Origin of the sequence: Rhodococcus sp. RS1C4, from assembly GCF_002258225.1 — a bacterium.
Lineage (GTDB): Bacteria > Actinomycetota > Actinomycetes > Mycobacteriales > Mycobacteriaceae > Rhodococcoides > Rhodococcoides fascians_E.
The window spans coordinates 1-666 of sequence record NZ_NOXZ01000072.1; the positions used below are offsets into that span (position 1 = coordinate 1).

Sequence of the window (666 nt, forward strand, 5' to 3'; positions counted from 1 at the left end):
GATGCTCAAGGGGTACCTAGATTGTTATGCAAGTGTCCAGTTTGTAAATCGGGCTTACCAGACAATCAACGAACTAGACCGAGTTGTGAATTTCATTTAGGCAACAAGAGCTATCTTATCGATATTTCACCCGATTTCAAGATCCAGTTTCAAACTTATAATAACAGAACAATTCCTTCAGTTGTGTTTATAACTCATTCTCATAACGATCATATCGGTGGTTTAGGTGATTTTGCAGATTTATGCTTCTGGCATAATCAACAAGTACAAATAGTGAGTCCTCCAGATGTAATTAATCAGTTAAAGGAGCGATTTCCTTACTTAAACAATAGAAAAGGGCTAACTTTTGTAGGAACAACGAAATGGGTAAGTGATGGCAATAAAATTTCTTTTCATTAAGTAAATCATGGTCATAACGGTTCGTCTTATGGAATTTTAGTTCAAAAAATAAATGGATATAAATGGGCCTATTTAACTGATTCCTTTCAAGTAACTGATGAGCAATGGCTGCCTTTCTACCACCTTGATTCATTGATATTCGGGACTTCTTTCTGGAAAGAAAATCAACCGCCCAATAAAAGGTCGGTTTATGATGTGAATGAAGCAATGGAGTTAAAACAAAAGTTACAACCGAAAAAAATGATCTTAACACACTTATCACATACC

The 666-nt window shown here is 35.3% G+C and carries 1 pseudogene; it reads left to right on the forward strand.

What is annotated here, in order from left to right:
• Positions 1-21: 21 nt before the first annotated feature.
• Positions 22-666 (forward strand): annotated as a pseudogene (locus tag CH289_RS28925) (MBL fold metallo-hydrolase); the annotation flags it as partial.